This window comes from Kitasatospora sp. NPDC018619 (genome assembly GCF_044391605.1).
In the GTDB taxonomy this organism is placed as follows: Bacteria; Actinomycetota; Actinomycetes; order Streptomycetales; family Streptomycetaceae; genus Kitasatospora.
The window spans coordinates 14,837-34,660 of the sequence record NZ_JBISAI010000020.1; the positions used below are offsets into that span (position 1 = coordinate 14,837).

The window sequence follows — 19,824 nt, forward strand, 5'->3', positions numbered from 1 at the left end:
CCCCACCCCCCCCCCGGGGGGCCCCCCCCCCCCCCCCCCCCCCCCCCCCCCCCCCCCCCCCCCCCCCCCCCCCCGCCCCGCCCCCCCCCGCCGGGGGGGGGGTGGGGGGGGGCCCCCCCCCCCCCCCCCCGGCGCCGGACGACCGGTGCGCGGCAGGGGTGCGAGACTGGAGGCCCGCCCTGTGAGGAGGAACAGTGATGCAGGTAGCCGTGGTCACCTTCGACGGGTTCAACGAGCTCGACAGCTTCATCGCCGCCGCACTGGTCAACCGCTGCCGCAAGGACGGCCTGGAGGCCTTCATCACGACGCCGACGCCGGTGGTCACCTCGATGAACGGCGTCGAGGTGACGGGGCAGCGCCCGATGGAGTTCGCGGCCGAGGCCGACGCCGTGCTGATCGGCAGCGGGGTGCGGACCCGCGACGTGGTCGCCGACAGCCGGCTGCTCTCCCGGCTGCCGCTCGACCCGGCGCGGCAGCTGATCGGCTCCCAGTGCTCCGGTGCGCTCGTGCTGGCCCACCTCGGGCTGCTGGGCACCATGCCCGTGTGCACCGACCGGACGAGCCGGCCCTTCGTCGAGGCCCGCGGCGTCACCGTGCTCGACGCGCCGTTCCACGCGGAGGGGAACATCGCCACCGCCGGCGGCTGCCTGGCCTCCCAGTACCTCGCCACCTGGGTCATCACCCGCACGCTCGGCGAGGCGGCCGCACGCGCGGTCCTCGACTACGTGGCCCCGGTGGGCGAGAGCCAGCAGACCGTCGACCGCGCCCTGCGCGCCACCCGCCCGCACGAACCGGCCCGCCCCTGACCCCGCCGGCCCCGTCGGCCCCGCCCCCCGGCCGTGGTCAGCGCCCTCCACCGGCCGCCGGGGCGGCCGTGGCCTGGCGCAGCAGCACCGCCGGTGACGGCGCGACGGCGCACCAGGTGTTCGCGGTGTCGTCCGCGGCCGGTGCCCAGGCGGCGACCACCGGCAGTTCGCAGTGGTCGCCGGCCTCCAGCGGGGGAAGCGTCCAGGACAGCCCGCGGTAGCCGCCGTAGTCGACGCCCCACCCGTGGAACGAGCGCTCGTACACCGCGTCGAGCAGCGCCGCCCACCGCCGGGGTGCCTCACCGCCCTCGGCGGCCCAGCAGATCGCCTCCTCGTCGTGGCCGCCGAGGGTGAGCCTGGTCCGGTCGTCCTCGACGGTGACGGCGGCCAGCGCCTGCCCGCCGTCGTACCCCGCCTCGGCGCCCTCCGGAAGCCCCGCCGACAGCTCCGCCGAGAACCGCACGCGGCGCAGCGGGGCGAGGGCGTCGATCCGCCAGACCGCCGCCTGGCAGCCCGTCAGCGGTCCGAACGCCTCGGGGTCGAGTTCGGGGTCGAACGGCGTCCGGAGCAGCTCGACGCGGGCTTCGGGACGTGCCCAGCGGGCGACGGTAGGGCCGCCCGGCAGGGCGTACAGCTCGTCGGGCAGGAGCGGCAGGCCGGTGTTCCCGACGGCCGTGGTGAAGGCCAGCGGGCCGAACGGCGTGTCGACGGTCGGCCGGGCGACTGGATTCAGGCGGGTGCGGGGCACGGCGGGGAGCAGCACCGCCCCAGCGTAGTGGGCCCCCGGCGCCCGCGGGCCGGCTACGCGGTCCGCGCGGCGCCGTAGTGGGCGGTCAGCGCGGCCGCGTAGCCGGCCGGGACGGTGCCCCCGCGGAAGATCGTCGGCAGCCAGTGCGCCACCGCGTGGGCGGCGTCGAAGCACGGTCCGTACCGGGCGATCCACTCCCGCCGCGCGGCCGCGTCGGGGAAGCCCCGGAAGACGGCGACCTCCGGATCCCGCTCGCCCCAGCAGCCCCAGCGGCCGGAGGGGCCGGTGACCGCGACGGTGTTCGCCATGACGTGGACCGAGTCCAGGAAGTCGCGGCCGCCGTCGTCGTCGAACCCGACCGCCGCCCAGTAGTCGTCCGGCGTGGCACCGACGGGCAGCGACACCGCCGTTGCGGTGGGAGCACCCGCCTCGACGACGAGCAGGTCGACCTGCCGGTCGCCGTGCAGCCGGGCCAGCGCGGCGAGCGCAGGCCAGGCCTCCGTGGTGAGCAGCACGGCGAAGTCGCAGAACACCGCGTCGTCCGAGAGCGTCCGGAAGGCCTGTGCCGGCAGCCTGGCGCCGAGGTCGAAGACGGCGGCGGCGCGGGCGCGGACGGCGTCCGGGGTCTGGGTCATGAAGCGGTGCCCTGGTCCTCGCTCTGGTGCGGTCGCCCCCGGTGGCGCACCTGACGGCGTCTTCGGAGGACGGGGCCAGGGTATCGCCACCGACGGAAGGCCCCGTGCTGGGGCCGCGCGGGAAGTCGGCCCGGCCGACTTCCCGCTCCGCGCCTCCGGGAAAACCCTGACGCGGAATCAGGGGACGGCGGCGCCCCGACCCTGATGTTCCGGGCGGGCGCGGCCGGAAGACTCGTCGCCGGGCCGGAAGCCGCCGGCCCGCACGACGACCAGTCTGGAGCCGGACTCCGTGAACCCGCACCCGCACCGCACCCGTTGGGCCGTCCTGGCCGCCGCCGGCGCCCTGGTGGCCGCGCTGGCCGCCGGGGCCGGCACGCCCGCCCTCGCCGCGGCGCCCTCCGCCCCGGCGTCCGCCACCGCCACGCGGCCCGCGCTGCCGCCGCTGGACCGGGCGGCGCTGCGGGCCGCCCTCGCCGACCGGCCCGCCGCCGACGTCTCCGCCGGGTTCGTCCGGGTCACCGGACCGGCGGGGAGGTTCGAGGGCAGCTCGGCGGAGCCCGGCATGCGGGTGGACCCGAGCGGCAGGTTCCGGATCGGGTCGGTCTCGAAGGTCTTCACCGCCACCGTCGTGCTCCAGCTCGCCGGCGAGGGCCGGGTCGACCTCGACGGCAGCGTCCGGCGCTACCTCCCGGACTTCCCCTTCGCGGAGGTCACCGTCGGGCAGCTGCTCAACCACACCAGCGGACTGCCCGCCGGCACCGACGACTTCTGGGGCGACGGCACCACCGGCTGGTTCGAGCGGCACCGGTTCGACGCGCCGACCCCCGAGGAGATCGTCGCCGGGCTGAACGGCCGGGCGCTGGCCTTCGACCCCGGCACCGCCCAGCGGTACAACGGCATGAACACCTTCGTCGCCGGGCTGGTGGTCGAGGCCGTCACCGGCCACCGCTACGCCGACGAGCTGCGCGACCGGATCATCCGCCCGCTCGGCCTGCGCGACACCGACCTCCCGGACGGCGACGACCCCGGGCTGCGGCACCCCGCGACCCGCCCGTACCTGACCGTCCCCGACGCGGGCGGCGGCTCGCACCGGGTGGACGTGACCGAGCAGAGCCCCTTCCCCTGGGCGGAGGGCGGCATGATCTCCAGCGCCCCCGACCTGGAGCGCTTCATGACCGCCCTGTTCCGCGGCCGGCTCCTCCCGCCCGCGCAGCAGGAGAAGCTGTTCACCGTCCCGGACGTGCCCGTCGTCCCGGGCGGCAACCACTGCCCGGACGGTACCGCGTGCATGAGCATGGGGCTCGAGAGCGGCGAGGCGGACGGCATCGTGGTCTGGGGCAAGACCGGCTCCCGGCCCGGCTCCACCAGCGGCGTCTTCGCCACCCGCGACCTCTCCCGCACGGTCGTCTACTCGGTCGACCCGACCGCGCTGACGGGTGCCGAGACGCCGTACGCCCTCGGGCTGCTGACGACCGCCTTCGGCCTGGCGCCCCGGCACTGACGGGCCCCTCCGCCTGCGGGAGGAGGGGCGGTCGGCTCGTTCGGGGGAGGCGGAGGGGCCGTGCGGGGGAGGTGCGGCCGGGCCGGGCCCGGGACGGTGGACCCATGCTGAAGAACATCCCGGTGGGCGACACCGAACGCCCCGTTCCCGGCTGGGCCCTGCGCCTGGCCAAGGCCCTCCCGTTCGTGGTGCTGCCGCACTGCCTGTGGCGGCTGCCGTTCGCCTTCGACTTCCGGATGGGCACCGTCGACCCGCACGCCCCCGCCTACGTCTGGTGGTGCACCCCGTACGTGATCGGCCTCAGCGTGCTCACCGAGGCGCTGACGGTCCTGACCCTGGGGCTGGTCAGCGGGTGGGGCGAGGTGTTCCCGCGCTGGGTGCCCGGGCTGCGCGGCCGGCGGGTGCCGCCGCTCGCGGCGGCCGTGCCGGCCGTGCTCGGGGGCCTGGTCCTGACCGCCCTGTTCGACGGCATCCCGCTCGCCTGGCTGGGCGTGTTCGAGGAGGTCGGCTACCGCAACGGCTGGTGGCTGCTCCTGGGCCGGGCCTGCACCTCGACGGCGGTGCTCTGGGGCCCGGTCACCGTCGCCCTCGGCATCGCCTACTACTACCGCCGCCGTCCGGCCGCGGCGTGAGCACCCCGGGGGCCGGCCGGGGCGGAGCCGGACGGGCGGGCGCGTCGCCGCTCAGGAACAGGAGAAGCGGCCGGAGCTCGGGTCGAGGGTGCAGGCGGAGGACGGGTGCTCCCGGGCGGGCGCGGGGGTCGAGGCCGGGAACCCGGGCGGCCGGTGGTCGTTGCGGGAGCCGTCGAGGGAGCCGTAGCCGGCGATGAGCAGGCCCGCCCCGCAGGCGATCGCGATCAGGCCCACCACGACCTTCGCCCCGGCCCCGGCCGCGGCCCCGGCCCGGCCCCGGTCGGCGACCACCGCCCGGTGCGGCTGGTCGGGCAGGTAGCGCACCGCCACGCGGTCGCCCACGACGCGCGGCGCGCCGGAGGTGTCCGTCAGCCGGATCTCGTCGCCCTCCCGGGTGCGGAACCCGAGGACCACGTGCCGCCGCGCCCGGGTGCGCCGGCCGTACGCGTCCGAGCCCACCCGTTCGTGCGTCACGTACGCGTCCAGGCAGCGGGCCTCGGCCGGCAGCCCCTCGGTGAGGGTCCGGGCCGCGAGGCGGGCCCGGCGCACCCCGAGCACCGACCCGCCCACCCCCAGGCCGACGGCCAGCAGTCCGAAGACGCAGAACAGGACGCCGACGGCGGTTCCGCCCTGGGACATGTCCACCCCCCGTGGATCGTTCGGACCCCTGCCAGGAGGACGAGGAGCGCGGTGGTCCGGTTCCCCGCCGCCTGCGCCGCCTGCGCCGCACGGGCCGCCCGCGCCGCACGGGCCGCGCGAGGACGGGCTTGACCTTGAGCGCACTCCAAGGTGAATGCTGAAGCCGTTGATCACGCACCACCACGCGAACCACGATGGGAGCACCGTCATGCGCAACGCCCCGTTCGGTACCGACGGCCCGCAGATCGGCGTCATCGGTCTCGGCTGCATGGGGATGACCTGGGCCTACGACCTGCAGAACCGGGACGACGAGAACTCCGTCCGGGTGATCCGGCAGGCGCTGGACCTCGGCGTCGGCCTGATCGACACCGCCGACATGTACGGCCCCTACACCAACGAGGAGGTGGTCGGTGCCGCGCTGGCCGGGCCGTACCGGGAGCGCGCCTTCCTGGCCACCAAGGTCGGCATCGTGCCGGGCGGCAAGGGCCAGCAGGAGCGCGACGGGCGCCCCGAGCACGTGCGCCGCTCGATCGACGAGAGCCTGCGCCGGCTGGGCGCCGACCACGTCGACCTGTACCAGCTGCACCGGGTCGACCCGCAGGTGCCGATCGAGGAGACCTGGGGCGCCCTCGCCGAGGTCGTCGCGGCAGGAAAGGCCCGCAGCATCGGGCTCTCCGAGGTGACGGTCGAGGAGATCAGGCGGGCGCAGGCCGTGCACCCGGTGGCCTCGGTGCAGTCCGAACTCTCGCTGTGGACCAGGGATGTGCTGGCCGACGTGCTGCCGTACACCGAGGAGCAGGGCATCGCCTTCCTGCCGTTCTCGCCGCTCGGCCGCGGCTTCCTGACCGGCGGCATCACCTCCTTCGAGGAGCTGGCCGCGGACGACTTCCGCCGCCGGCTGCCGCGCTTCCAGCAGGACGCGCTGAAGGCCAACCTGGAGCTGGTCGGCACCGTCCGGACGGTCGCCGAGCGGATCGGCGCCACCCCGGCGCAGGTCGCGCTGGCCTGGGTGCTGGCGCAGGGGCGGTACGTCTTCCCGATCCCGGGCACCAGGACGCCCCGCTACCTGGTGGACAACGTGGGGGCGGCCGGGATCGAGCTCTCGGCGGCGGACCTCGCCGAGCTGGACGCGCTGCCGGCCGCGAGCGGCTCGCGCTACTGAGGCGCCACCCGAGGCGCTACCGAGGCGCTCGGGGCGCCCTCCGGCCCTCCGGGCGCGCGGCCTCAGCGCTCCATGACCCACACCAGCTGGCGGCCGGTCTCGCCCGGGGCCCGGACGGCGACCTCCGCGATCCGGTCCAGCCGGTAGCCGAGCTTGCGCGGGACGGCCGCGCTGGCGCGGTTCGCCTGGTCGCAGCGGATCTCCACCCGGGTGATCCCGGGCAGCGCCAGTGCGGCCTCGGTCAGCGCCCCGGCCGCCGCGGTGGCGATGCCGCGGCCGACGTGCCCGGTGGCGACCCAGTAGCCGATCTCCAGCGCCCCCGGGCCGATCCGCCCGTGCAGGCCGAGGGCGCCGATCACGCCGCCGGGTTCGGCGTCCAGGCCGGCCAGGTACATGAAGTCGGTGCCGGCCTCCCAGGCGGCCGCGCCGGCCCTGGTCAGCTCGGCGGTCTGCGCCCGGGAGGGGGCCTCGGCCGCCCACTCCAGCCAGGGCCGCAGGTGGTCCAGGTTGGCGCGGACGGCCCGGTTCAGCGCCGCCGAGTGGGTGCTGCGGCGGCGGCGCAGCCAGAGGCCGCCGGGCAGCCGCAGCCGTTCCGGCGGCCGCCCGGCGGTCACCGCCGCCACGGGTGGGGCGAGGCCGCAGGACCGTGGCTGTGCTTGGCTCATGACGGCGATTATGTCCTTGGCCCGGACCTGTCACCATCGGGTTTCCCCCCGGTGGCGGGCGCGCCCGGCCCCACCCCGGCGCGTCAGAGCCGGACCATCACCTCGTCGAGCTCCTTGCGCCGCAGGTCCGGCACGCGCGCCCCCTCGGCCGGGTAGCCGACCGGGATCACGTACGCCGCGCGCTCCTCGGCCGGGCGGTCGCACACCTCGTTGAGGAACTTCATCGGACTGGGCGTGTGGGTCAGCGTGGCCAGCCCGGCCTGGTGCAGCGTGGCCAGCAGCAGCCCGACCGCGATCCCCACCGACTCCTTGGTGTAGTACGGCCGCGGCGAGTCGGGGCCCTTGTGCACCTCGAACACCACGATCACGGCCGGCGCGTCCTCCAGGAACGGCTTGCGCCAGTCCGTCCCGATCGGGGCGAGCGCGGCCAGCCACTCCTCCGACGCCCGGTGGCCGTAGAACTCGCGCTCCTCGGCCTCGGCCGCCTCGCGCAGCCGCCGCTTGCGCTCCGGGTCGGTGATCACCACGAACCGCCACGGCTGGACGTGCGCCCCGCTGGGCGCGGTGCTCGCGGTCCGGACCGCCCATTCGACCACCCCCTCCGGGATCGGGCGGGTGGAGTAGGCGCGGACGGTCCGGCGCTGCGCCATCACGTCGTGGAAGGACCTGCTGCGGGCCTCGGCCTCGTGGGCGGGCACCGTCATGGGGGTGAGCGGGACGGTCGGGTGGGACGTCCCCGCCACGGCGCTGTCTGTGCTGTCAACCATGGCGGACAGCACAGCACATGACGGCCCGTCCGGGAAGAGGTCCAGACCGGGAGGTAGAGACCAATCCGGGAGGGAGGGGACGGGCCCCGGAGCCCGTCCTACAGCTCGTGCACCCGCCCGTCCCGGACCTCGATCCGCCGGTTCACCGCCACCGCGTCCAGCATCCGCCGGTCGTGGGTGACCAGCAGCAGGGTGCCGGTGTACGAGCCGAGCGCCGACTCCAGCTGCTCGATCGCGGGCAGGTCCAGGTGGTTGGTGGGCTCGTCCAGCACCAGCAGGTTGACCCCGCGGGCCTGGAGCAGTGCCAGCGCGGCCCGGGTGCGCTCGCCGGGGGAGAGGGTGCCGGCCGGGCGCAGCACGTGCACCGCCTTCAGGCCGAACTTGGCCAGCAGGGTGCGCACGTCCTCCGGCGCGAGCTCCGGCACGGCGGCCGCGAAGGCCTCCAGCAGCGGCTCGCCGCCCAGGAACAGGCCGCGCGCCTGGTCCACCTCGCCGACCACCACGCCGGTGCCCAGTGAGGCGCTGCCGCCGTCGAGCTCCAGCCGGCCGAGCAGGGCGGCCAGCAGGGTGGACTTGCCCGCGCCGTTGGCGCCGGTGATGGCGACCCGGTCGGCCCAGTCGATCTGGAGGTCCACCGGGCCGAAGGCGAAGTCGCCGCGCCTGGCGACCGCCGCGCGCAGCGTCGCGACCACCGAGCCGGAGCGCGGCGCGGTGGCGATCTCCATCCGCAGCTCCCACTCCTTGCGGGGCTCCTCGACCACATCCAGCCGCTCGATCATCCGCTGGGTCTGCCGGGCCTTGGAGGCCTGCTTCTCGGTGGACTCGGCGCGGGTGGCGCGGGCCTTCTTGTCGTTGTCGCCGCCCTTGCGGCGGGCGTTGCGGACGCCGTGCTCCATCCAGTTGCGCTGCATCTGCGCCCGGGCCTCCAGCGAGGCCCTGGTGTCGGCGTACTCCTCGTACTCCTCGCGGGCGTGCCGGCGGGCCACCGCCCGCTCCTCCAGGTACGCCTCGTAGCCGCCGCCGTACAGGTTGACCTGCTGCTGGTGGAGGTCCAGCTCCAGCACCTTGGTCACGGTGCGGGCCAGGAACTCGCGGTCGTGGCTGATCACCACGGTGCCCGCGCGCAGGCCCTTCACGAAGGACTCCAGCCGCTCCAGGCCGTCCAGGTCGAGGTCGTTGGTCGGCTCGTCCAGCAGGAACACGTCGTAGCGGGAGAGCAGCAGCGAGGCCAGGCCCGCGCGGGCGGCCTGGCCACCGGACAGCGCGGTCATCGGCAGGTCGAGCGAGACCTTCAGCCCGAGCGAGTCGGCGACCTCCTCGGCCCGCTCCTCCAGGTCGGCGCCGCCGAGGTCCAGCCAGCGGTCCAGGCCCGCCGCGTAGGCGTCGTCGGCACCCGCCCGGCCCTCGACCAGGCCCTCGGTGGCCTCGTCCAGCGCGGCCTGCGCGGCCGCCACGCCGGTGCGGCGGGCCAGGAAGTCGCGCACCGACTCGCCCTCGCGGCGCTCCGGCTCCTGCGGGAGGTGGCCGACGTTGGCGCTCGCCGGGCTCAGCCGCAGCGAGCCGCCCTCGGGGGTGTCCAGGCCGGCCAGCAGCCGCAGCAGGGTCGACTTGCCGGCGCCGTTCACGCCGACCAGGCCGATCACGTCGCCCGGGGCGACGACCAGGTCCAGGCCGGAGAAGAGGGTGCGTTCGCCGTGGCCGGCGCTGAGGTCCTTGACTACGAGTGTCGCGCTCATGATGGGGCCGATTGTAGGAGGATCCGGGCATGCGGCGGAAAAGGGCGGGGGCCGCGGCCTGCTCGGCCGCGGCCCCCGGGCCACCGTTCGACGGGTCAGGTGGCCCCGGTCACCCGGCGCCGGTCACCCGGCCGTCACTTGGCCTTCTTCGAGAAGTACTCGAACATGTGCTGGGCCACGTCCTCCAGGTACGGACCGGCCTCGTAGGTGTTCGCGCCGTTGCCGATGGAGGTGTCACTGACCAGGGCGGGCTTGCCGTCCTTGGTCGCGAACCAGCCGCCGCCGCTGCTGCCGCCGGTCATGTTGCAGCCGATCAGCAGCATCGCCGGGCGGCTCGGGTCGCCGGTCTTCCTGGACGGCTTGCCGCCGTCGCAGTGCTCCAGCTCCACGCCGTCGAACGGCTTGCCCTCCGGGAAGCCGTAGTTGCTGACGGCGCCGACCTGGTCACGCGGCGCGTTGAACCAGAGCGGGACGGAGCCGCCGACGGTCTCCTCCAGCGACTTGCCGCCCGGGTTGGGGTTGGCGACCTTGACGATGCCGAAGTCGTACTGGCTCCACGGGCCGCCCTTCTCCGGGTCGGCCTCCGCGGTCCACTGCGGCGAGACCATGCCGGACGTGGCGGTCCACTCGCCGTACGGCTCGGCGTCCTCCAGCTTGGCCTGCTTGTTGCCGTTGCTCAGCACGCCGTTGCTGTTGAAGGCCGGGGCGAAGGTGATGTCGGTGTAGTACGTGTTGCCCTTGCCGCCGTGCAGGCAGTGGCTGGCCGTCCACACCAGGTTGCTCTTGCCGGGGTTGGCCGGGTCGGAGACGACGGTGCCGGAGCACACGTAGTCCTCGTTGCCGTCCTTGAAGAAGATCTTGCCGTTGACGTGCATGTTCTTCGGGAACGGGTGCGCCACGGGCTTGGCCGGGACCATCGCGGGCAGCGGGTCCGCGCCGCCGGCGCCGCCCCCGGTGCCGCCGCCGGGCTGGGCCGCGGTGGGCTTGGCCGTGGGCTGCGCGGTGGGCGCGGCGGTGGTCGGCGCGGCGCCGGTGGGCTGGGCGGGCGGCTGGGTCGCGTCCGGGGCGGGCTGCGGCAGCGGCTTCGGCTTGGCCTCCAGCAGCTTCTGCAGCGTCCAGTAGCCCTTGACGGCCGGCTTGATGACGTTGGCCTGGGCCCACTTGTCCCAGTCCTCCAGCTTCCAGGTCTTCAGCTCGTCGAGCGTCGGAAGCTTGATCGGAGCCGCGCCCGGTGCGCCGGAGGCGCCGGCCGTGCTGCCGGGAGCGGCGGTCACGGCGGGGTCGGCGTTGTCGGGCCCGCACGCGGCGGCGGCGACCATGGTCAGCGCGGCGACGGAAGCGCCCAGGACGGCACGGCCCGACCGGGATATCGGTGACATGAGTTCAAATCCCCCTGTTGACTACCGCCATGCGGCCCGTCCCCGGGTGCGGCCCCACTCGGCCGCAGGCATGGCAGGGGAGGAGTCTGCCATGCGGCGCGGGAACTCCCGAATTCCGTGCGGGGCCCGGGAGGGGCCGTCACCGGACGGTCACGGGATCGGCACCGGGCCTTTGCCCGGTAATTCGGTTGCGCGCCGGTCGGGGGCTGCCTAGCGTGGTCCGGGTCGTCAGCCAGACAAGGAGAAGGCCGTTGCTCTACTGAGGTCCCGGGACACCGCCCCCGCCGCGCAGGCCCTTGTGCCGTCGTCGCGCGGTGCGCGAGTGTGCGACCTCAGTCACGGCCCGTGGCGCCCCCTTCGGTGACGCCCCCCTTCGCTCCCTTCCGGTCGTGCCCGTTTCCGCACCCGCGGTGTCTCCCCGTGTTGCTCACCACCCCTTCGGCAACCACCCCGGGAGGCCTGTATGGCACACCAACCCACCACCACCGCCGTCCTCTGCACCGAGCTGTCGTTCGAGTGGCCCGACGGCAAGCCCGTCCTGGACGGTTTCCAGCTCGCTGTCGGCCCCGGCCGCACCGGTCTGATCGGGCTCAACGGCGCGGGCAAGTCCACCCTGCTGCGGCTGATCGCCGGCGAGCTCACCCCGACCGGCGGCACCGTCCGGGTCGACGGTGAACTCGGTTACCTGCCCCAGGGGTTGACGCTCGACACCACCCTGCGGGTGGACGAGGCGCTCGGCATCCGCGCCGCCCGCGAGGCCCTGCACGCGATCGAGTCCGGCGACACCGACCAGCGCCACTTCGACGCGATCGGCGACGACTGGGACGTCGAGGAGCGCGCCCGCGCCACCCTCGACCGGCTCGGCCTGCAACGCCTCGGCCTCGACCGCGCCACCGGCGAGCTCTCCGGCGGCGAGGCGGTGCTGCTGCGGCTGGCCGCGCTGCTGATGGCCCGCCCCGACGTCCTGCTGCTCGACGAGCCGACCAACAACCTCGACCGGGCCGCCCGCGAGCGGCTCTACGAGGCGGTGGCCGGCTGGACGGGCGTGATGGTGGTCGTCAGCCACGACCGCGAGCTGCTCGCCCACGTCGACCGCATCGCCGACCTTCGGGACGGCGAGGTCACCTGGTACGGCGGCAACTTCGAGGACTACGAACGCACCCTCGCCGCCCAGCAGGAGACGGCCGAACGGCAGCTGCGCAACGCCGAGGCCGACGTCCAGCGCCAGAAGCGGGACCTCGCCGAGGCCCGGGTCCGGCTGGACCGCAGCGCGGCGTACGGCAAGAAGCGCTCGGTCACCCGCAACGACCCGCACATCCTCGCCGGAATGCTCAAGCGCAAGGGCCAGGAGACGGCCGGCCGGCTCCAGGGCATGCACGCCGAGCGCCTGGAGGAGGCCAGGGCGCGGCTCGACGCGGCCGAGGAGGCCGTGCGGGACGACGCCGAGATCCGGATCGACCTGCCGCGGACCGCCGTCCCGGCCGGGCGCACCGTGCTCACCCTGGACAGGGTCCGACTGCCCTACGGCACCACCGCCGAGCTCGACCTGCGCGGGCCCGAGCGGATCGCCCTGGTCGGCCGCAACGGCGCCGGCAAGACCACCCTGCTGCGCACCATCGCGGGCGAGCTCGCCCCGCTGGCGGGGGAGGTCGTCACCCCGGTGCCGCTGCGCCACCTCCCGCAGCGGCTCGACCTGCTGGACGACGGCCGCTCCGTGGTGGAGAACGTCAAGCGGTTCGCCCCGGCCGCCGGGGACAACGCCGTCCGCGCCCGGCTCGCCCGCTTCCTGTTCCGCGGCGCCCGGGCCGACCAGCCCGCCGCCACCCTCTCCGGCGGCGAACGGTTCCGCGCCACGCTGGCCGCCCTGCTGCTGGCCGACCCGCCGCCGCAGCTGCTGCTGCTCGACGAGCCGACCAACAACCTGGACCTCGCCAGTGTCCGCCAGCTCACCCAGGCGCTGGCCGCGTACCGGGGCGCGCTGATCGTGGCCAGCCACGACCTGCCGTTCCTGCGCGGCCTGGCCCCCACCCGGTGGCTGGAGCTGGACGGCGAACTGCGGGCGGTGGAGCCGATGTAGGCCGTCGCCGTTGCTGCTGCCGTGGCTCCGGGCTAGCCCTGTTCGTTCCCGGCGTCGGTGGCCTCCCCGGTGTCCGCGGCCTCCCCGGTGTCCGTGGCAGCCGCGGCGGCACCGGCCTCCGCCGTGTCCTCGGCGAGCAGCCGGCGGGCCGTGCTCAGGGCCGGGTCCCTGAGCGCGGCCAGGTCGGCCGGGGCGAACACCGGGACGCGCACGTGCGGCGGGATGCCCGGGCCGTCGAAGGTGCTGCCGTCGCGGGTGAGGAACTTCTCGTTCGGCAGCCCCACCAGGAAGTCCGGCGAGAGCGCCTTGACCAGCACGTCCGAGAAGACGCCCTGGGTGTTCTGGCCGATCCGCACGACGCGCGGGGAGCGGCCGATCAGCGCCTGGGTGAAGGTCTCGGCCGCGCTCATCGACTCCGGGGAGGTGAGCAGCGCGACCGGCCCGGTGAAGTGCGCCCCGGCCGAGGGCCGGACGGCGATCGGTTGCGGCCGGGTGTACCGGGTCGGATCGGCCGGGTCGTTGCGGGCCGCTTTGCGGTAGGCGACGTACGGGCGGTCGGTGAGCCGGGAGGCGATCCGTAGCCCGAGCTCGTCCGAGCCGCCGCCGTTGGCGCGGACGTCGATCACCAGCCCGGTGGTCCCGTCCGGGTCCGCCAGCAGCGCGTCCAGCGCGCGGTCGAGCTCCTTGGCCTGTTCGGAGAAGAACCCGGGGGCGTAGCCGCCGAACCCGTCCACCCGCAGGTAGCGCAGCCCGTCCGGGAGTTGGCCGACGGTCAGCCGCTCGTCGCCGAAGGACCGCTCCGGGCCGACGAGCTGAGCGCTGACGGCCTGCCGGAACCGGGCCAGCTCGGCGTCCGTCGGCGGCACGGTGTCCGGCCGCCGACCGAAGTAGACGCCGTGCGGGCGGTCGGTGATCCGGCCCAGGCTGATGTGCGCGTCGCCCATCTTCTCCAACAGGCCGATGAGGACCTGCTGGAGCTGGTCGGGGGTGGTGGCCGGGCCGATCCCCTGGCGCGCCCGCGCGCACTCGCGGGCCCAGTCGATGCCCTTGGCGGCGAAGAAGGGGTAGTTCTCGGCGAAGTCCTCCGCGAACCGGTCGAAGACCGCGAGCGGGTCGTTGGGCGCCGGCCGGGTGCAGAGCGGCGGCAGCGCGCCGATCCGGTCCAGCGTCTTCGTCCCGACCGAGCCCTCCTCGTGGTCGATCAGCCGGTTCGGGCCCTGCGGGGTGAGCGTCAGGGCGTGGTCCCCCTCGACGAACCGGACGGCGCCGTCCGGCCCCGGGGCGCTGCCCGCGTCCCGGTCCGCGACGATCCAGCCCGGTACGCAGCTGTGCGCGGTGACGTCGTAGCTGGTCAGGTGCCCGCCGGAGACCGTCACCACCAGGCCGTAGCCGTCCATCTGCCAGACCCCCTCCAGCGGGCCGGCCGGCCCGCCCCGGGCCGCGGCGGCCCCCGGCGCCGCGAGCCCCACCGCCGCCGCGAGCGCCACCGCCGCGGCCGCCGCCCTGCCCGTGATCCTGCGTGTCATCTCCGGCCTCCGCCGAATCCCCGGCCTCCCCCGCGGAACCCCTCCGCCACCGTGCCGACGACGCTACGGTCCGCCCGGGGCCCGGGCATCGGCCCACGGACCACACCCGGCCTGCGCCTGCGGGCGTACCCGTCTCCTCCCCGGGGCCCACCGCGGGCCGGGCGGACCGTCCCCCGGAAGGCTGGACGTGAACGGTTTTGACTGCGGGTGAAAATCCGTCGTCCCCGGCGCCAACTGCCCGGCGCTCCACTACCATCGGCGGCATGCCTGCGCTCAACATCGAGTACACGGAGCACGAGCTCGCCGCGATCCGCGAGGCCGCCGCGGCGGACGGCAAGACGGTGAAGGCCTACGTCCACGACCTGAGCGTGCGGGAGCAGCAGCGGCGGGTCTTCGTGGACCACGCGGTGGCGTTCTGGAAGGCGCACCGGGCCGAGTTCGACGCCGCCTTCCCCGAGGACGCCCCCGCCGCATGAGGGGCGGGGGAGTGGCGCTGCTCCACGTCGACCTGCGCTGGCTGCTCGACGTCCAGGAGCTGGCCTCCCCGGAGGACCTCAGCGTGCGGGACTACTCGGCGCTCCAGGCCGCCGTGGCCCGGCACCGGGTGAACACCGCCCAACTCGGCCACGACGCCGACCCGTCCTGGTGCGCGGCCACCCTGATGCACACCATCGTGCTGCTGCGCCCGCTGCCGGTGCGCAACAACCTCTACGCCTGCATGACGACGGCCGCGTACATGCACGCGGCCGGGGAAGGGCTCGACCCGCCGTACGGGGCGCTGGTGGAGCTGGCCCGCGGCATGGCGGAGGGCCGGGCGGACGTGTACGCGGCGGCCGACCGGATCCGCGCCTGGCGGATCTGAGGCCGGCCGCCGCAGGGCTCGGGCTTGGGGGCGGGGCTTGGGGGGTCGGGGATTGGGGCGGGGGCTTGCCGGGTCGCCCCCTGCCGCTCAGGCCTGCGGCGCCGGCCGCAGTCTGTCCGCGACCCTGCTCCCGAGCCGGTCCAGCCCGACGACGAGGGCGGCGAGCACCACGAACTCGACGGTCAGCAGGGCGATCTGGCCCCAGACGTAGCCGTAGCCCTTGGTGGTCGGGTCGAAGAAGAAGTAGGGATAGGGCATCGGGTAGTCGTCGAACAGCGCGTTGCGGGTGAGTACGATCGCCGCGTAGCCGAGCGGGAACGCCAGCCAGAGCGGTATGTCCTTCCAGGCCGAGGCGTTGCGCGGCCTGAGCACCAGCCAGTCGGCGATCACCAGCACCGGCGTCACGTAGTGCAGGAAGAACGACGACCAGTGCGCCAGCCTGTCCGGCCCGCTGACCAGCCCGGGCAGCGGGTTGGCGCCGTGCTCCAGCAGGACGTGCGAGACCAGCCCGGTGATCAGGATGTACAGCGTGGCGGCGCCGCGCAGCCGGGGCGCGGGCGCGTCCACGGTGTCGCGCTTGAGCATCCAGTACACCGCGCCGACGAAGTAGCCGAACACGATCACGTTGCTCTGCACCGTGAAGTAGACCAGCGGCGCGGTGCCGAGGACCAGGCCGAGGCCCGCGGAGAGCACGATGCCCATGCGCCACCACAGCGCGGGTCGGGTCCGGACTGTCATGCGGCCACCAGTTCGTTCCAGGCGATACGGGAGGTATCGGACGTTCGAGGGGGAAAGCCGCACTCTACTCGCTCGTACCCGATCGGACGGAATCCGCGTTCGACCACCCGTCGGTGCCGACGGGTGCGTCGGCCGCCCTCGTGGGTGTCAGCCCGGTCGTCCGGTCGTCCGGTCGTCCGACCGCCCGACCGCCCGACCGTCCGACCGTCCGACCGTCCGACCGCCTGTCAGCCCGGCAGTACGAAGCCCGACTCGTAGGCCGCGATGACCGCCTGGGTGCGGTCCCGGGCGCCCAGTTTGGCCAGCACGCTCCCGACGTGCGTCTTCACGGTCTCCTGGCTGACCACCAGCTCCCGGGCGATCTCGCCGTTGTTGAGCCCGGTCGCCATCAGCCGCAGTACCTGCCCCTCCCGCTCGGTCAGCCGCCCGATCGGCCCCCGGTCCGCCGCCCCGGCCCCCCGGCGGCGGTCCGCGCCGTGGCGCAGCGCGAGGTCCCGGACGGCCGCCGGGAACAGCAGCGAGTCGCCGCGCGCGACCAGCCGCACCGCCTGCACCATCTCCTCCGCGCGGGCCCGCTTCAGCAGGAACCCGGCGGCGCCCGCGCGCAGCGCGTCGTACACGTGGTCGTCGTGCTCGAAGGTGGTGACCACCAGGATGCGCGGCGGCTCGGCCATCCCGGCGACCAGCTGCTCGGTGGCCCGGATGCCGTCGATGCCGGGCATCCGGACGTCCATCAGCACCACGTCCGGGCGCAGTTCGCGCACCAGCGGGACGACCGCGGCGCCGTCGGCGGCCTCGCCGACCACGGTGAGGTCCGGTTCGCTGTCGATCACCACCCGCAGACCCAGGCGGACCAGCCGTTCGTCGTCCGCGATCACCACCCGGATGTCGGCGGCGCCCGCGCCCGCTCCTGAAGCCGCGCCCGAGCCCGTGCCCGCCGCGTGGTCCGCGCCCGCACCCGCGCCCGCCCCGTGGTCCATGCCCTCGTCGCCCCCGTTCACGTCGTCCCTCCCACCGGCAGCCAGACCGCCAGCCGCCACGTCGTTCCGTCCTCGTCCGGCCCCGCCGTGCTGCCGCCGTGCAGGGCCGCCGCCCGTTCCCCGATCCCGCGCAGCCCGCGCCCGCCGCCGGGGCGGCTCGGCCGGGCGGCGCCGAGCGGGTTGGTCAGGTCGATCTCCAGCCGGCCGCCGGACAGCCCGACCCGCAGCCCGGCCGGGGCGGCGGGCCCGGCGTGGCGCAGCACGTTGGTCAGGCCCTCCTGCACGATCCGGTACGCCTCGCGGGAGACGGGCCCGGGCAGGCCCGCCAGCCCCGGCGCCAGGTCGGCCCGCACCACCACCCCGGCCCGGCCGAGCTGGCGCAGCAGGTCGTCCAGCCCGGCGAGGGTCGGGCCGGCCGGGCCGGCGGCCTCCGGGTCCTCCTCGCGCAGCAGTCCGAGCACGGCGTCGAGTTCGGCGACGGCGGCCCGGGCGGTCTCCTCGATCGCCGCGAGCGCCTCGGCGGCGAAGTCCGGGTTGCTGCGCAGCACCCGGGCGGCGGCCGAGGCCTGGATGCCGACGGCGCTCAGCGCGTGCCCGACGGAGTCGTGGAGCTCGCGGGCCAGCCGGTTGCGCTGGGCGAGCACGGTGGCCCGGCGCTCGGCGGCGGCCACCCGCTCCTCCGGGGTCGGGCCGAGCAGGTCCGGTGCCCAGCGGGCCAGCAGCGCACCGCAGACGGCGTTGGTGCCGACGATCAGCAGTAGCAGGCCGAGGCCGAGCACCGGCCCGCTGACCGGCCAGCCGGGGACGTCCTGCTCCCACCCCTGGACGAACTGCCTGGTCCCGCCGAGGCCGCCGATCAGCACCACCGCGAAGGGCGTGCCGGCCAGCGTCATCCCGGAGACCACCCCGCCGAACAGGAGGTGCAGCACGTACCAGAGCGCGGTGCGCCACCGGGCTGCCCAGGAGCGGGCCGGGCCGGTGGCCAGCTCCTGGGGCCGGTCCGTCGAGCACAGCGCCCGCGCCGCCGCGCCCTCCAGCCCCCGCACCACCGGCACCAGCGCGGTCACCGCGGCCAACGGCAGCGAGGTGAGCAACGACAGGACGTACAGCAGCAGTTGGCGCCCGGGCGGCTGGTTCGGGTTGAGCGCCCCGAACAGCACCACCGACAGCATCCAGTACGGCATCAGGAGCGCGCCGCCCAGCACCAGGTGCACCCAGCGCAGCCGGGCCCGCCGCCCCACCGCCGCCGCCGCCGTACGCCGCACGCGGCCGCCCACCCCCGTGATCACCCGCGCGACTCTACGGCAGCGGCGCGGCGCAGGGCGCCCCGTTCGGTCAGTGCCGTCGCCCCGACGGCCAGCATCAGCACCGCGGCCACCACCTGGGCGGACTCCACCAGGGTGAACAGCCCGGGCACGGCCGACCGCAGCTCGGTCACCCGGGCCGACATCGATCCGAAGGCCACCAGCTGCCAGGAGCCCCAGCCGAACAGCGAGCCGGCCGCCGTCCAGGCCACCACCAGCGGCCCGACCAGCCGGCGCCCCGGGTGGACGCGGAAGACGAGGACGAGCAGCGCCGCGGTCGCGGCCACCGCCATCACCGCGGTGACGCCGTTCATCAGCGCCACGCCCCGCTTCGGGGCCTCCACCATGCTCAGCGGCAGCCCGGCGGTGCCGCCGAGCGCCCAGTAGGCCCGGGCCGCCGCCACGCCCGCGGCGAGCAGCGCGGCGACGCAGGTGAGGACGCGCTGCACGGTCAGCGCGGGGGAGGCGGGCAGGTCGCCGATCCGCTCCCGCAGCAGCCCGGGCCAGCGGCGGCGGGCGTACAGCGCGAAGGCGGTGATCAGCGCGAGGCCCTGGACGGCGAAGCCGCCGTACACCACGAAGAAGATCCAGCCGCCGAGGCCCTTGTCGTCCGGGGAGCCGCTCTCCGGCCCGAGCACCAGGAAGCCCAGCACGTACACCGGCAGGGCGACCAGGATCGTGCCGAGCAGTCCGGTCGCCACCCACATCGGGAACGCCACCAGCCCGGCCGGCGCCCGCCGCCCCCACGGCCGGGCGAACGCCAGCGCCAGGGCGACGGCGATCGCGTCCATGCCGAAGGTCAGCAGGTTGACCAGCCACAGCCGGTCCATCTCGGCCGGATCGTCCGCCCCCACCGGGTGCCCGGTCAGCCACAGCAGTTTCAGTGTCAGGTACGGCGCGGTCGCCGCCACCGCCGTCCAGGCCGCCCCGGCCCGGATCCTGCGCTCATCGATCCTCATGCCCCCACGCTCCCGCGCGGGCCGGGCCCGCGGCCTCCGCCCGGGGTGCGATCCCGCTCCCCCCGGCGGGGGATCCCGGTCTCAGACCGACGCGGCGGCCGGGGCCGCGCGGTGGATCAGCCGGTCCTCCTCGTCGGTGCGGCCGTCCGGGTCGGCGACCAGCCCGAGCCGCTCGGCGAGCCGGCGCGAGGGCAGGTTGTCGGCGTGGATCAGGGCGACCACCGGGACACCGGGGTGGCGCGGCAGCGCCTCGGCCATCGCCGCCCGGGCGGCCTCCGCCGCGTACCCCCGGCCCCAGGCGGACGGCCGGAACCGGTAGTAGAGGTTGAACACCCGCTCCCCGTCCAGGGTGTGCAGGTAGAGCCCGGCGAACCCGATGACCGTCTCCGGCGCCTCCCGGGCGGCGACGGCGCAGTACCCCACCCCGTCCCGCACCCAGTCGGCGACGAAGCCGTCCAGCATCTCCTGCGCCTGGGCGAGCTCCCGCTGCGGCCCGTACGGGTTGTACCGGTTGGTCTCCGGATCCCCGTGGATCGCGAACACCGCCGCTGTGTCCCCCTCCTGCGGCCGCGTCAGCACCAGCCGCTCGGAGACGGCGACGATCGTGCGGGCGGTGCGGGCGGTGCGGGCGGTGCGGGCGGTGCGGGCGGTGCGGGCGGCTTGGTCGGTGCCGGTGGTCATGCTGCATTCCCCGTCTCTCGCGTAACA

The 19,824-nt window shown here is 75.4% G+C and carries 20 protein-coding genes; 7 read left to right on the forward strand and 13 right to left on the reverse strand.

Going from position 1 to position 19,824, the window contains the following annotated elements:
* Nucleotides 1–197 precede the first annotated feature (197 nt).
* The gene (locus ACH5AR_RS27150) at nucleotides 198–806 is read left to right on the forward strand and encodes an AraC family transcriptional regulator (RefSeq protein ID WP_396304131.1); all 609 of its coding nucleotides are present in this window, start codon (nucleotides 198–200) and stop codon (nucleotides 804–806) included.
* A 37-nt stretch (nucleotides 807–843) separates the two neighbouring features.
* Here ACH5AR_RS27150 and ACH5AR_RS27155 read toward each other — a convergent pair whose 3' ends face one another.
* Both ACH5AR_RS27155 and ACH5AR_RS27160 read right to left on the reverse strand, forming a co-directional pair.
* The gene (locus ACH5AR_RS27155) at nucleotides 844–1,569 is read right to left on the reverse strand and encodes a hypothetical protein (protein ID WP_396304132.1); all 726 of its coding nucleotides are present in this window, start codon (nucleotides 1,567–1,569) and stop codon (nucleotides 844–846) included.
* Between the two features lie 38 nt (nucleotides 1,570–1,607).
* Nucleotides 1,608–2,189 (reverse strand): hypothetical protein, encoded by a 582-nt coding sequence (locus tag ACH5AR_RS27160; RefSeq protein ID WP_396304133.1) that lies wholly within the window; start codon nucleotides 2,187–2,189, stop codon nucleotides 1,608–1,610.
* A gap of 289 nt (nucleotides 2,190–2,478) precedes the next feature.
* On the opposite strand from ACH5AR_RS27160, the gene ACH5AR_RS27165 reads away from it, so the two are divergent.
* Nucleotides 2,479–3,690 carry a serine hydrolase domain-containing protein gene (locus ACH5AR_RS27165; RefSeq protein ID WP_396304134.1) on the forward strand — a complete coding sequence of 404 codons (1,212 nt, stop codon included), beginning with the start codon at nucleotides 2,479–2,481 and terminating at the stop codon, nucleotides 3,688–3,690.
* A 104-nt stretch (nucleotides 3,691–3,794) separates the two neighbouring features.
* Nucleotides 3,795–4,322, forward strand: a complete 528-nt coding sequence (locus ACH5AR_RS27170) for a hypothetical protein (protein ID WP_396304135.1) — start codon at nucleotides 3,795–3,797, stop codon at nucleotides 4,320–4,322.
* A 51-nt stretch (nucleotides 4,323–4,373) separates the two neighbouring features.
* Here the strand turns inward: ACH5AR_RS27170 and ACH5AR_RS27175 are convergent, their stop codons facing one another.
* Nucleotides 4,374–4,961 (reverse strand): DUF3592 domain-containing protein, encoded by a 588-nt coding sequence (locus ACH5AR_RS27175; protein WP_396304136.1) that lies wholly within the window; start codon nucleotides 4,959–4,961, stop codon nucleotides 4,374–4,376.
* A gap of 208 nt (nucleotides 4,962–5,169) precedes the next feature.
* Here ACH5AR_RS27175 and ACH5AR_RS27180 point away from each other — a divergent pair, with 208 nt between their 5' ends.
* Nucleotides 5,170–6,123 (forward strand): aldo/keto reductase, encoded by a 954-nt coding sequence (locus ACH5AR_RS27180; RefSeq protein WP_396304137.1) that lies wholly within the window; start codon nucleotides 5,170–5,172, stop codon nucleotides 6,121–6,123.
* A gap of 62 nt (nucleotides 6,124–6,185) precedes the next feature.
* Here the strand turns inward: ACH5AR_RS27180 and ACH5AR_RS27185 are convergent, their stop codons facing one another.
* From ACH5AR_RS27185 to ACH5AR_RS27200, 4 genes are all read right to left on the reverse strand, one after another.
* On the reverse strand, nucleotides 6,186–6,788 hold the full coding sequence (locus ACH5AR_RS27185) for a GNAT family N-acetyltransferase (protein ID WP_396304138.1): 603 nt from the start codon (nucleotides 6,786–6,788) through the stop codon (nucleotides 6,186–6,188).
* 83 nt (nucleotides 6,789–6,871) lie between these two features.
* Nucleotides 6,872–7,555: a nitroreductase family protein gene (locus ACH5AR_RS27190; RefSeq protein WP_396304139.1), complete on the reverse strand. Its 684-nt coding sequence runs from the start codon at nucleotides 7,553–7,555 to the stop codon at nucleotides 6,872–6,874.
* Nucleotides 7,556–7,653: 98 nt separating this feature from the next.
* Nucleotides 7,654–9,291 (reverse strand): ABC-F family ATP-binding cassette domain-containing protein, encoded by a 1,638-nt coding sequence (locus ACH5AR_RS27195; RefSeq protein ID WP_396304140.1) that lies wholly within the window; start codon nucleotides 9,289–9,291, stop codon nucleotides 7,654–7,656.
* Nucleotides 9,292–9,425: 134 nt separating this feature from the next.
* Nucleotides 9,426–10,670, reverse strand: coding sequence for a trypsin-like serine peptidase (locus ACH5AR_RS27200; protein ID WP_396304141.1), 1,245 nt, complete (start codon nucleotides 10,668–10,670; stop codon nucleotides 9,426–9,428).
* Nucleotides 10,671–11,133: 463 nt separating this feature from the next.
* Between ACH5AR_RS27200 and ACH5AR_RS27205 the strand changes: the two genes are divergently transcribed.
* Nucleotides 11,134–12,747 (forward strand): ABC-F family ATP-binding cassette domain-containing protein, encoded by a 1,614-nt coding sequence (locus ACH5AR_RS27205; RefSeq protein WP_396304142.1) that lies wholly within the window; start codon nucleotides 11,134–11,136, stop codon nucleotides 12,745–12,747.
* 32 nt (nucleotides 12,748–12,779) lie between these two features.
* Here the strand turns inward: ACH5AR_RS27205 and ACH5AR_RS27210 are convergent, their stop codons facing one another.
* Nucleotides 12,780–14,273: a S41 family peptidase gene (locus ACH5AR_RS27210; RefSeq protein WP_396304143.1), complete on the reverse strand. Its 1,494-nt coding sequence runs from the start codon at nucleotides 14,271–14,273 to the stop codon at nucleotides 12,780–12,782.
* Nucleotides 14,274–14,536: 263 nt separating this feature from the next.
* Between ACH5AR_RS27210 and ACH5AR_RS27215 the strand changes: the two genes are divergently transcribed.
* Both ACH5AR_RS27215 and ACH5AR_RS27220 read left to right on the forward strand, forming a co-directional pair.
* Nucleotides 14,537–14,749: a hypothetical protein gene (locus ACH5AR_RS27215; protein WP_224280451.1), complete on the forward strand. Its 213-nt coding sequence runs from the start codon at nucleotides 14,537–14,539 to the stop codon at nucleotides 14,747–14,749.
* Nucleotides 14,746–15,135, forward strand: a complete 390-nt coding sequence (locus ACH5AR_RS27220; protein ID WP_396304144.1) for a toxin Doc — start codon at nucleotides 14,746–14,748, stop codon at nucleotides 15,133–15,135. The genes ACH5AR_RS27215 and ACH5AR_RS27220 overlap by 4 nt, the downstream gene beginning before the upstream one ends.
* Before the next feature lie 87 nt (nucleotides 15,136–15,222).
* Here the strand turns inward: ACH5AR_RS27220 and ACH5AR_RS27225 are convergent, their stop codons facing one another.
* The 5 genes from ACH5AR_RS27225 to ACH5AR_RS27245 all read right to left on the reverse strand — a co-directional run bounded on the left by ACH5AR_RS27225 (nucleotide 15,223) and on the right by ACH5AR_RS27245 (nucleotide 19,797).
* Nucleotides 15,223–15,873, reverse strand: a complete 651-nt coding sequence (locus ACH5AR_RS27225) for a Pr6Pr family membrane protein (RefSeq protein ID WP_396304145.1) — start codon at nucleotides 15,871–15,873, stop codon at nucleotides 15,223–15,225.
* Nucleotides 15,874–16,100: 227 nt separating this feature from the next.
* On the reverse strand, nucleotides 16,101–16,853 hold the full coding sequence (locus ACH5AR_RS27230) for a response regulator (protein ID WP_396304223.1): 753 nt from the start codon (nucleotides 16,851–16,853) through the stop codon (nucleotides 16,101–16,103).
* Nucleotides 16,854–16,870: 17 nt separating this feature from the next.
* A complete protein-coding gene (locus tag ACH5AR_RS27235) occupies nucleotides 16,871–18,142 on the reverse strand; it encodes a sensor histidine kinase (RefSeq protein ID WP_396304146.1) in 1,272 nt (423 codons plus the stop codon).
* A complete protein-coding gene (locus tag ACH5AR_RS27240; RefSeq protein ID WP_396304147.1) occupies nucleotides 18,139–19,116 on the reverse strand; it encodes a hypothetical protein in 978 nt (325 codons plus the stop codon). Before ACH5AR_RS27240 ends, ACH5AR_RS27235 begins: the two co-directional genes overlap by 4 nt.
* 81 nt (nucleotides 19,117–19,197) lie before the next feature.
* Entirely contained in the window at nucleotides 19,198–19,797 is a 600-nt protein-coding gene (locus ACH5AR_RS27245) for a GNAT family N-acetyltransferase (RefSeq protein ID WP_396304148.1), read from the reverse strand.
* Nucleotides 19,798–19,824: the final 27 nt, after the last annotated feature.

Coding starts and splice junctions, on each gene's coding strand:
- ACH5AR_RS27150 (WP_396304131.1), top strand. CDS start 198: ATGCAGGTAGCCGTGGTCACCTTCGACGGGTTCAACGAGCTCGACAGC.
- ACH5AR_RS27160 (WP_396304133.1), bottom strand. CDS start 2,189: ATGACCCAGACCCCGGACGCCGTCCGCGCCCGCGCCGCCGCCGTCTTC.
- ACH5AR_RS27170 (WP_396304135.1), top strand. CDS start 3,795: ATGCTGAAGAACATCCCGGTGGGCGACACCGAACGCCCCGTTCCCGGC.
- ACH5AR_RS27175 (WP_396304136.1), bottom strand. CDS start 4,961: ATGTCCCAGGGCGGAACCGCCGTCGGCGTCCTGTTCTGCGTCTTCGGA.
- ACH5AR_RS27180 (WP_396304137.1), top strand. CDS start 5,170: ATGCGCAACGCCCCGTTCGGTACCGACGGCCCGCAGATCGGCGTCATC.
- ACH5AR_RS27185 (WP_396304138.1), bottom strand. CDS start 6,788: ATGAGCCAAGCACAGCCACGGTCCTGCGGCCTCGCCCCACCCGTGGCG.
- ACH5AR_RS27190 (WP_396304139.1), bottom strand. CDS start 7,555: ATGGTTGACAGCACAGACAGCGCCGTGGCGGGGACGTCCCACCCGACC.
- ACH5AR_RS27195 (WP_396304140.1), bottom strand. CDS start 9,291: ATGAGCGCGACACTCGTAGTCAAGGACCTCAGCGCCGGCCACGGCGAA.
- ACH5AR_RS27200 (WP_396304141.1), bottom strand. CDS start 10,670: ATGTCACCGATATCCCGGTCGGGCCGTGCCGTCCTGGGCGCTTCCGTC.
- ACH5AR_RS27205 (WP_396304142.1), top strand. CDS start 11,134: ATGGCACACCAACCCACCACCACCGCCGTCCTCTGCACCGAGCTGTCG.
- ACH5AR_RS27210 (WP_396304143.1), bottom strand. CDS start 14,273: ATGACACGCAGGATCACGGGCAGGGCGGCGGCCGCGGCGGTGGCGCTC.
- ACH5AR_RS27215 (WP_224280451.1), top strand. CDS start 14,537: ATGCCTGCGCTCAACATCGAGTACACGGAGCACGAGCTCGCCGCGATC.
- ACH5AR_RS27220 (WP_396304144.1), top strand. CDS start 14,746: ATGAGGGGCGGGGGAGTGGCGCTGCTCCACGTCGACCTGCGCTGGCTG.
- ACH5AR_RS27225 (WP_396304145.1), bottom strand. CDS start 15,873: ATGACAGTCCGGACCCGACCCGCGCTGTGGTGGCGCATGGGCATCGTG.
- ACH5AR_RS27230 (WP_396304223.1), bottom strand. CDS start 16,853: ATGGACCACGGGGCGGGCGCGGGTGCGGGCGCGGACCACGCGGCGGGC.
- ACH5AR_RS27240 (WP_396304147.1), bottom strand. CDS start 19,116: ATGAGGATCGATGAGCGCAGGATCCGGGCCGGGGCGGCCTGGACGGCG.
- ACH5AR_RS27245 (WP_396304148.1), bottom strand. CDS start 19,797: ATGACCACCGGCACCGACCAAGCCGCCCGCACCGCCCGCACCGCCCGC.